This is a genomic window from Bradyrhizobium sp., assembly GCF_017881085.1.
In the GTDB taxonomy this organism is placed as follows: Bacteria; Pseudomonadota; Alphaproteobacteria; order Rhizobiales; family Xanthobacteraceae; genus Bradyrhizobium.
This window is the reverse complement of record NZ_JADGRI010000226.1, coordinates 1-8,977: the sequence shown is the minus strand read 5'-3', so window position 1 is coordinate 8,977 and position 8,977 is coordinate 1. Positions and strand designations below refer to the sequence as shown.

The 8,977-nt window shown below is 62.3% G+C and carries 10 protein-coding genes; 3 read left to right on the top strand and 7 right to left on the bottom strand.

What is annotated here, in order from left to right; all coding sequences use genetic code 11:
- Positions 1 to 703 (top strand): fumarylacetoacetate hydrolase family protein (locus QZ213_RS19630; RefSeq protein WP_291687756.1); only part of this gene is annotated, 703 nt, incomplete at its 5' end.
- Between the two features lie 22 nt (positions 704 to 725).
- Here the strand turns inward: QZ213_RS19630 and QZ213_RS19625 are convergent.
- The gene (locus QZ213_RS19625) at positions 726 to 1,271 is read right to left on the bottom strand and encodes a heme-binding protein (RefSeq protein ID WP_291687755.1); all 546 of its coding nucleotides are present in this window, start codon (positions 1,269 to 1,271) and stop codon (positions 726 to 728) included.
- Between the two features lie 249 nt (positions 1,272 to 1,520).
- Between QZ213_RS19625 and QZ213_RS19620 the strand changes: the two genes are divergently transcribed.
- Positions 1,521 to 1,661, top strand: coding sequence for a hypothetical protein (locus tag QZ213_RS19620; protein WP_291687754.1), 141 nt, complete (start codon positions 1,521 to 1,523; stop codon positions 1,659 to 1,661).
- A gap of 34 nt (positions 1,662 to 1,695) precedes the next feature.
- On the opposite strand, the gene QZ213_RS19615 is transcribed toward QZ213_RS19620, so the two are convergent.
- The 6 genes from QZ213_RS19615 to QZ213_RS19590 form a co-directional block, all read right to left on the bottom strand.
- On the bottom strand, positions 1,696 to 2,553 hold the full coding sequence (locus QZ213_RS19615; RefSeq protein WP_291687753.1) for a D-amino-acid transaminase: 858 nt from the start codon (positions 2,551 to 2,553) through the stop codon (positions 1,696 to 1,698).
- A gap of 184 nt (positions 2,554 to 2,737) precedes the next feature.
- Entirely contained in the window at positions 2,738 to 3,469 is a 732-nt protein-coding gene (locus QZ213_RS19610; protein WP_291687752.1) for an amino acid ABC transporter ATP-binding protein, read from the bottom strand.
- Positions 3,470 to 3,479: 10 nt separating this feature from the next.
- Entirely contained in the window at positions 3,480 to 4,172 is a 693-nt protein-coding gene (locus QZ213_RS19605; RefSeq protein WP_291687751.1) for an ABC transporter permease subunit, read from the bottom strand.
- Between the two features lie 8 nt (positions 4,173 to 4,180).
- Positions 4,181 to 4,912 (bottom strand): amino acid ABC transporter permease, encoded by a 732-nt coding sequence (locus tag QZ213_RS19600; RefSeq protein WP_291687750.1) that lies wholly within the window; start codon positions 4,910 to 4,912, stop codon positions 4,181 to 4,183.
- Between the two features lie 83 nt (positions 4,913 to 4,995).
- Positions 4,996 to 5,913, bottom strand: coding sequence for an amino acid ABC transporter substrate-binding protein (locus tag QZ213_RS19595; protein ID WP_291687749.1), 918 nt, complete (start codon positions 5,911 to 5,913; stop codon positions 4,996 to 4,998).
- Positions 5,914 to 6,094: 181 nt separating this feature from the next.
- Positions 6,095 to 7,477, bottom strand: a complete 1,383-nt coding sequence (locus QZ213_RS19590) for a M20 family metallopeptidase (protein WP_291687748.1) — start codon at positions 7,475 to 7,477, stop codon at positions 6,095 to 6,097.
- A 192-nt stretch (positions 7,478 to 7,669) separates the two neighbouring features.
- On the opposite strand from QZ213_RS19590, the gene QZ213_RS19585 reads away from it, so the two are divergent.
- Positions 7,670 to 8,977, top strand: a 1,308-nt coding sequence (locus tag QZ213_RS19585) for an LLM class flavin-dependent oxidoreductase (RefSeq protein ID WP_291687747.1), incomplete at its 3' end; no start/stop codon positions are given.

The following is an 8,977-nucleotide window of genomic DNA, read 5'->3' as shown; positions in this document are numbered from 1 at the left end:
CACCCAACGCACCTATGCCCTGAAAGACGTCAAGATCGAGCTGCCGGTGATGCCGCGCACCTTCTATTGCGTCGGGCTCAATTACCTCAAACATCTCAAGGAGGCCGCCGACAAGGCTGGCACGGTACCGAACGTTCCCGATCGGCCCGAGATCGGCTATCGCGCGCAGAATGCGCTGATCGCGCATGACGAAGAGGTCGTGATTCCGGCCACCGCCACCGAGAAGATCCACTATGAGGGCGAGCTGGTCGTCGTGATCGGCAAGAAGGCAAAGCACCTTACCGACGCCAACGCGATGTCCTGCGTGTTCGGCTACACCATCGGCAATGACGTCAGCGAGCGGACCTGGCAGAAGGCCGATCGCGGCCTGTGGCGATCCAAGAACGCCGACACCTTCAAGCCGATGGGGCCGTGGATCGAAACCGAAGTCGATCTCGACAGGATGGAAACCATCGTCAAGGTCAACGGCAAGGAGACCGGCCGCTTTCGCACCAACGACATGATCTTCGGCATCAGGCCGTTTATCGTCGAACTGACGAAGTACTTTACGCTGTGGCCGGGAGACGTGATCTGGATGGGCACCGACGGCGCCTCCCCCGACCTGAAAGCCGGCGACGTCGTGGAGATCGAGATCACCGGCATCGGCACCTTGCGCAACCGGTTCGTCAAGGAAACGGCGCCGGCGAAACCCGGCGCTGCGTAGCGCCGGGTAGAAAGCCGCCGGGCTATTTCACGACCTCGGCGCCGGCCTTGCAGACGGCTGCGTCCTGATCGCCGGTGCCGCCGCTGCAGCCCACCGCGCCGATCAGCTTGCCTCCCTCGACCAGCGGAAATCCGCCGGGGCTCGCGGTCAGCGTCGGATCGAGCGTGGAGATATAGGGATGGCCGGATTCATAGACGTTGTAGAACACGCGGGATTCCCTTCGGAAGCGCGCCGAGGTGCGGGCCTTGCCGATCGAGATCGTGCCGGATGCGATCTGCGCGCCCTCCATCCGTTCGAACTGGACCAGCTCGCCGTTGGTATCGACGACGGCGATGTTCATCTTCCAGTTTCGGCGCTTGGCTTCGGCTTCGGCCGCGGCCATGACCTGCTTGGCGCGCTCGAGCCCGATCGACTGGCCATAGGGAATATCAAAGGGCATCGCGTCGGGCGTACCACCCGCCGATGGTGGCGCCGGCGGCGCCGCCGGGGTCGGGGTTTGGGCAAAGGTGGGTGAACTCAGCACCGCCATGGCGCAGGCCGCCAGGGTCATCGAAACGATCGAACGCATTGTAGTCTCCCGGTTAACGTCTGTTTTCGTTGGCTAGTCTGTCGACAATGGCTGCAACCCCCTCGATTGGCAATTATTCCAATGGGCGAGGCTAATCCGCCGTGATGCCGGCGTTCTGGATCACCTTGCGCCAACGCTCCTCCTCCGCGCGGAAACAGCGGCTGAGTTCTTCCGGCGGGCTCGCGACCATGCTCTACAGCTCCGACGCATGGCCAGGCCGCAATCTACAAGCTCAGCCTCGAGGGCAAGGTGCTGGGCGTACTCGGCAAATCCGGCAAGCAACTGAAGCAATTCGGCTGGATCCACGCCATGGCGTGCCCGTCGGAGAACGTGCTCTATGTCGGCGAGTTGTTGAACTGGCGGGTGCAGAAGCTGATCCTGAAGCCGTAGGTGCGAACATCAATCATGCCTCGGCGCATATGATTTACACCGCGGAGGCCTTGGCGAATTCGACATAGATCTCGCGCAAGCGGTCGGTCATCGGACCGGGCTTGCCGTTGGCGACGGTCTTGCCGTCGATCGACACCACCGCCTGCACGAACACGGTGGCGCTGGTGATGAAGGCTTCTTTCGCCGCCAATGCCTCCGCGACGGTAAATGGACGTTCCTCGACGCGAAGCTGGCGTTCTTCGGCGAGCGCGACCACTGCCTTGCGGGTGCATCCCGGCAGGATCGCCGACGAATTCTGCCGTGTCACGATGACGTCGTCCTGGGTCAGGATGAACGCCGAGGACGAACCGCCCTCGGTGACCTTGCCGTCCTCGATCATCCAGGCTTCGCCGGCGCCGGCCTCCGCCGCGGCCTGTTTTGCGAGTACCTGCGCCAGCAACGCGACGCTCTTGATGTCGCGGCGGGTCCAGCGGATGTCGGGCACCGTGATCACGCCGATGCCGGTCTTGGCGGAGGCCGCGTTGATGATGTCCTTGACGGAGGTAAACATGACCAGCGTCGGCTTGACTCCCTTCGGGAACGCAAAATCGCGCCCCGTATCGGCGCCGCGCGTCACCTCCAGATAGACCATGCCGTTGACGAGGTTGTTGAGCGCGATCAGCTCTTTTTGGATCTCCTGGATCCGCCCGGTAGTCTCGGGCAGAGCCAGCGATATCTCACCGACCGAGCGCTCCAGCCGCGCCAGATGCGAGGCGTTGTCGATCAGCTTGCCGTCCAGCACGGCGGCGACCTCGTAGATCCCGTCGGCAAACAGAAAGCCGCGGTCCAGTATCGAGACCTTGGCCTCTGACATCGGCACGAACGAACCGTTGACGTAAGCGATCTGATCCAAGCGAGTTCTCCTGACGGGCGTGCAAAGCAATGATGCGGACCATATACGGGAATTGTTAATGCCGATAAACCCTCATCCCCGTCGTTCCGGGGCGCGACGAAGTCGCGAGCCCGGAATCCATAACCACCATCGGGAGTATGGATTCCGGGCCTGCGCCAAGAGGCGCATCCCGGAATGACAATTCCTAGTGCGACAGAATCTTCGACAGGAACTTTTGCGCGCGGTCGCTGCGGGGGCTGCCGAAAAAGTCCTCCTTCAGCGCGTCCTCGACGATCTCGCCCTTGTCCATGAAGATGACCCGGTGGGCGACCTTGCTGGCAAAGCCCATTTCGTGGGTCACCACCATCATGGTCATGCCCTCGCGGGCGAGGTCGACCATCACGTCGAGCACCTCGCTGATCATTTCGGGATCGAGCGCCGAGGTCGGCTCGTCGAACAGCATGGCGATCGGGTCCATCGCCAGCGCCCGGGCAATGGCGACGCGCTGCTGCTGGCCCCCGGACAATTCAGCCGGATATTTGCGGGCGTGGTCGTTCAAGCCCACGCGGTCGAGCAGTCCTGAGCTTTTTGCCATGGCCTCCTCGCGAGACCGTCCCAGCACCTTTTGCTGCGCCAGACAGAGATTCTCGATGATCTTCAGATGCGGGAACAACTCAAAATGCTGGAACACCATGCCGACGCGGGCCCGCAATTTCGGCAGATCAGTCTTGGGATCATTGACCCTGATGCCGTCGACGACGATTTCCCCGCTCTGGAACGGCTCCAGCGCGTTGACGCACTTTATCAACGTCGATTTGCCGGAACCCGAGGGGCCGCATACCACCACCACCTCGCCCTTGCTGACGCTGGTGGTACAGTCCCTCAGAGCCTGAAAACTCGGCCCGTACCATTTGTCGACGTGGCTGATCTCGATCATACCGGACTCACTAGTGCACGAAGGCGATGCGGGCTTGCAGACGCCTGACCCCGAACGAGGCGGCACAGGAGATGACAAAATAGACCAGCGCGGCAAACAGATACATTTCAACCAGCCGCCCGTCGCGCTGCGCGACCTTGCTGGCGGCACCCAAGAAGTCCGGGATCGACAGCACATAGACCAGCGAGGTGTCCTGGAACAGCACGATGGTCTGGGTCAGTAGCACCGGCAGCATGTTCCGGAACGCCTGCGGCAGCACGACATAGCGCATGGTCTGGCTGTAGCTCAGGCCGAGCGCCTGCGCGGCTGCCGGCTGTCCCTTCGAGATCGACTGGATGCCCGCGCGCATGATCTCGGAGAAGTACGCCGCCTCGAACATGATGAAGGTGACGAGCGAGGAGGTGAACGCGCCGACGTGCATCGGCCGCGACGAGCCCGTCAGCCACTGTCCGATAAAGGGCACCAGGAAATAAAACCAGAAGATCACCAGCACCAGCGGCAACGACCGCATCAGGTCGACATAGAGTCCGGCGACGCGTCCCAGTAACCTGAAACCCGACAGCCGCATTAGCGCGATCAGCGTGCCGAAGATCAGGCCGCCCAATGCGCCGAGGCCGGTCAGCGTCAATGTGAACGTCATGCCGTCGAAAAAGAGATACCCAAGTGAGCGGCGGATGACGTCGAAGTCAAAATTGGCGAACATGGCGCGGCTCATTTCCCGGTAATGTATCCGGGGACCGCCAGCGCGCGCTCAAGGAAGCGCATCGCGATGACGACCACGATATTGATCAGGAGATACAGCGCCGTCGCGCCCGTGAAGGCCTCGAACACCTGAAACGAGAATTCCTGCATGGCGCGGGCCTCGCCGGTCAGTTCGATCAGGCCGATGGTGATGGCCACCGACGTATTTTTGATGGTATTGAGAAATTCCGAGGTCAGCGGCGGCATGATAATGCGGAACGCCATCGGCAGCAGCACGTAAGCGTAGGTCTGCGCCGTCGTCAGCCCGAGCGCGGTCGCGGCCAGTTTCTGACCGCGCGGCAGCGATCCGATGCCAGCCCGCAATTGTTCGGCCACGCGTGCCGACATGAACAAACCGATCCCGATCGCCGCGGTGTAAAATGGCGCGTTGGGGATCTGCTTCAGCCAAAGTCCCCACGCCTGCGGCAAGAGCTCCGGCAGCACGAAGAACCAGATGAACAGCTGCACCAGCAGCGGCATGTTGCGGAAGAATTCGACGTAAGCGAAGCCGGCCCAGGACGCGGTCTTCGACGGCAGCGTGCGCAACACGCCGACGATCGATCCGACCACCAGCGCGAGGATCCAGGCGCAGATCGCGGTCTCGACGGTCAACAACAGCCCGGACAACAGCATGTCGAGATAGGTGCCGGTCCCGTTCGGAGCCGGCTCCCAGAAGATGCGCCAGTTCCAGTGATAATTCACAGAGTTTTCCGTGCGCCAGCGCTACACTCCCGGCCGGCTCGTGCTAACGGCCGAGGCCATCGCATGAGCCGGCGGGGCATTGGTTACATCGTCTTGTAGGAGTCGGGATCCGGTGAGTCCGAAGGGTTGGCAAATTCATGCTTCAACTCCGGACCGATCGGCGTATTGAGGTTCAATCCCTTGGGCGGAATTTTCTGCATGAACCATTTTTCATAGAGTTTCGAACCCTCACCACTCGTATAGAGCGCCGCGGTGGCGGCATCGACCACCTTCTTGAAGGCCACGTCGTCCTTGCGCAGCATGATGCCGTAGGGCTCGGCCTTGGAGAACGCATCGCTGGAAATGGCAAAAGCCGCCGGCTCCTTCGATCCGGCGACCAGGCTCGCGAGCAGGATATCGTCCATCACGAACGCCACCGCGCGATCGGTCTCGACCATCAGGAACGCTTCGGCGTGATCCTTGGCCGGAATGATGTTGATACCGAGATTGCGGGCGGCATTGGCTTCGGTGAGCTGCTTGATGTTGGTGGTGCCTGATGTCGAGACCACCGACCTGCCCTTGAGATCGTCGATCTTGTCGAGCTTGCTGGATTTCTTCGAAACGAAGCGGCTCGCGGTCAGGAAATGGGTATTGGTGAACCAGACCTGCTTCTGACGCTCGGCATTGTTGGTGGTCGAACCGCATTCTAGGTCGATGGTGCCATTGGCCATCAGCGGAATGCGGGTCGCCGAGGTCACCGGATTGAGCTTGACCTCGAGCTTGTCGAGCTTGAGCTCCTTCTTCACGGCGTCGACGATCCTGTAGCAGATGTCCATCGCAAACCCGACCGGCTTCTGGTTGTCGTCCAGATAGGAGAACGGGATCGACGAGTCGCGAAAGCCAAGGGTGATCGCGCCGGTTTCCCTGATGTTCTTCAATGTCCCCGTGAGTTCCTCGGCGTTCGCCGGGCTCCCCGAGAGCGCGGCGGCCAACGCCAGGCCAATGATAGGCAAATGTTTCATTCGTCCTCTCCTCGTTTGGAAGACTTCACTGATGATGCTTGCACAATTCGGGCCGCAATAGAATGTAACTTTTGACCGTCAAGCGACCGCGGACGGTACCGGCGACAAGCATTGTTTTGGCGTGCACCGCCCGGACTAATGCGACAAACGCGAGGCCGCACGCGCCATTCTGGTCCAGCGGCTAGAGCGGACGCGCCATCTCGCCCAAATCCCAGAACAAACCGGCCATGATGCCGAGCGCTTCGTCAGTCACGGAAAGCAGAATGTGCTCATTGGGCGCGTGCTGGGAGCAGCCGGGATAGGAGTGCGGCACCCAGATCGTCGGCAATCCCAAGCAATCGGAAAACACGTCGTTCGGCAGCGAGCCGCCGAAATTCGGCAGCACCGCCGGCGCCTTGCCCGTGGTCTGCCGGATCGAGGCTGCCGCCCAGTTGATCCAGGGGCTGTCGAAATCGGTCCGCGAGGCGGCAAAGCTTTGCGTCGCGCGCACCTCCACCATCGGAAAACCCTTGGCGTGCAAATGCGCGGTGACGGCGTCGATAACCTTGTCGACCCCAGTGCCGACGACGAAGCGGAGCTGCAGCATGGCCTGCGCGCGGCCGGGAATGGCGTTGGCCGGCTTCTCGATATTGCCCGACGATATCGCCAGCACCTCGAGCGTATTCCAGGCATAAAGCCGCTCGGCGGCCGACAAGCCCTCCTCGCCCCAGTTCACCGACAGTGCCGGCTCGTCCTCCATCGGCTCGATCTTCACGTCGGCCAGCGTGGCGCGGATCTGGTTGGAGAGCCGCGGCGGCTTCATCGCGTCCAGCAACAGGCGGCCGTGGCCGTCAACCAGCGTTGCGATCGCGCTCGCCAGGATGGTCGCGGGATTGGCAAGGACGCCGCCCCAATTGCCGGAATGATGCGAGCCGTCGCGTAAGTTCACATCGAGATGAATTCGCAATCCGCCGCGGCAGCCGAGGAAGATGGTGGGGCGATCGGCAGCAAGCCGCGGCCCGTCGGAAGCCAGAAACAGATCGGCCTTGAGTTCCTCGCGTAAGGACTCGCACACCTCGCGCAGATCGGGCGATCCGATCTCCTCGCCGGTCTCGACGATGAATTTGACATTGAAGCCCAGCCGGCCGCCGCGCACCGCGCGCACGGCGCGAAGCGCCGACAGATTGATGCTGTGCTGGCCCTTGTTGTCTGCGGTGCCGCGGCCATAGACGCGGTTGCCGACGACCGTCGTTCGCCAAGGATCGAGATTGTCGCGCCATTCGCCGGTCATGCCGTCGACGACATCGCCGTGCCCGTACATCAGGACGGTCGGTGCCGAGGAGCTCTCGCGATATTCCGCCAGAAGGTAGGGATTGTTGCCGGTCGGCGATTCGATCAGCCTTGTCGAGAAACCGAGCTGCACGAAGGCAGGAGTAAGTTCTTCCACGAGATAGGCGCGCAACGCGGCGCGCCGCTCGGGGGTCTGGCTTTCCGTGGGATAGGCGACCCTGCGGTCGAGTTCGCCGAGGAACTCGCCGGATTGAAGTGTCTGGCGTGCCCGTTCGATGGCATCAATTCTGGTCATGTCTTCCTTTTTCGCGGTCGCGAAGCTTCAAATCCGGCCAACGTATCGAGATACGATGCCGGCCGAAAGTGGCACGGCACCGACAATTTGCTTTGCCGGGACAAGCCGGAATGCGACAATTTCCGCTGGCAGCCCGGCTTCCGACCGGGCGATAACAAGGTGTCCACGACTCGCCAAAAAGGCTGTTCGTTCATGAAAAAGGAAATCCGGCTCAACGCCTTCGCCATGAACTGCGTGGCGCATCAATCGCCGGGGCTATGGACCCATCCGCGCGACCGCACGGCGGAATATAACCGGTTGCCCTACTGGACCGATCTGGCCAGGACGCTGGAGCGCGGTCGGTTCGACGGCCTGTTTCTCGCGGATGTGCTCGGCGTCTATGACGTGTTCGGCGGCAGCCCGGACGCGGCGCTGCGCAACGCTACGCAGACGCCATGCAACGATCCGCTGCTGCTGATTTCGGCGATGGCCGCGGTCACCAAGAATCTCGGTTTCGGGGTGACTTCCAACCTGTCCTACGAGCCGCCCTATACTTTCGCGCGGCGGATGTCGACGCTCGACCATCTGACCGAGGGCCGGATCGGCTGGAACGTGGTGACCGGCTATCTCGACAGCGCGGCCAAAGGCGCCGGCAAGGACAGGCAGACCGCGCATGACGACCGTTACGACGTCGCCGACGAATATATGGAGGTGGTCTACAAGCTCTGGGAAGGAAGCTGGGAGGACGACGCGGCGCTGCGCGATCGGGCGCGGGGAATCTTCACAGACCCTGCCAAGGTGCATCGGGTCAGGCACGAAGGAAAAAACTACCGCGTCGACGCCATTCACCTCTGCGAGCCGTCGCCGCAACGCACGCCGGTGCTGTATCAGGCCGGCACCTCGCCGCGCGGACGGCAATTCGCCGCCGAACACGCCGAATGCGTGTTCATGTCGGGACCATCGGCCAAGATCATCGCGCCGCGCGTTTCCGCCATTCGCGAACTCGCCGGAAAAGCCGGACGCAACCCGGCCGGCATACTGATGTTCAGCATGTTCACCGTCATTCTCGGCCGAACCGAAGCCGAAGCCAGAGCCAAATACGCCGACTATCGCAGCCACATCAGCCCCGAGGGCGCGCTCACGCTGATGTCCGGCTGGACCGGCGTCGACTTCTCTACGTACGATCTCGACCAGCAGGTCCGCCACGTCGAGAACGACGCCGGCCGCACCGCGATGGACAACATCACCCGCGCCGATCCCGACCGAGTCTGGACCGTGCGCGAGGTCGCCCAGCATGTCGGCATCGGCGGCATCGGCCCGGTCGTGGTCGGGACGCCCGAGAAAGTCGCCGACGCGATCGAAGCGTGGTTCGACCAGACCGATGTCGATGGCCTGAACGTCCCATTCGCGGTCTCGCCCGGCGATTTCGAGGATATCGCGGACATGCTGGTGCCGGAGCTGGTCCGGCGCGGGCGTTACAAGACCGCCTACCAGCCGGGGACGCTGCGCGAAAAACTGTTC

Bases quoted from the DNA above. Each gene is read 5' to 3' on its own strand.
- QZ213_RS19625 (WP_291687755.1), bottom strand. From the start codon at position 1,271: ATGCGTTCGATCGTTTCGATGACCCTGGCGGCCTGCGCCATGGCGGTG.
- QZ213_RS19610 (WP_291687752.1), bottom strand. From the start codon at position 3,469: ATGATCGAGATCAGCCACGTCGACAAATGGTACGGGCCGAGTTTTCAG.
- QZ213_RS19605 (WP_291687751.1), bottom strand. From the start codon at position 4,172: ATGTTCGCCAATTTTGACTTCGACGTCATCCGCCGCTCACTTGGGTAT.
- QZ213_RS19595 (WP_291687749.1), bottom strand. From the start codon at position 5,913: ATGAAACATTTGCCTATCATTGGCCTGGCGTTGGCCGCCGCGCTCTCG.
- QZ213_RS19590 (WP_291687748.1), bottom strand. From the start codon at position 7,477: ATGACCAGAATTGATGCCATCGAACGGGCACGCCAGACACTTCAATCC.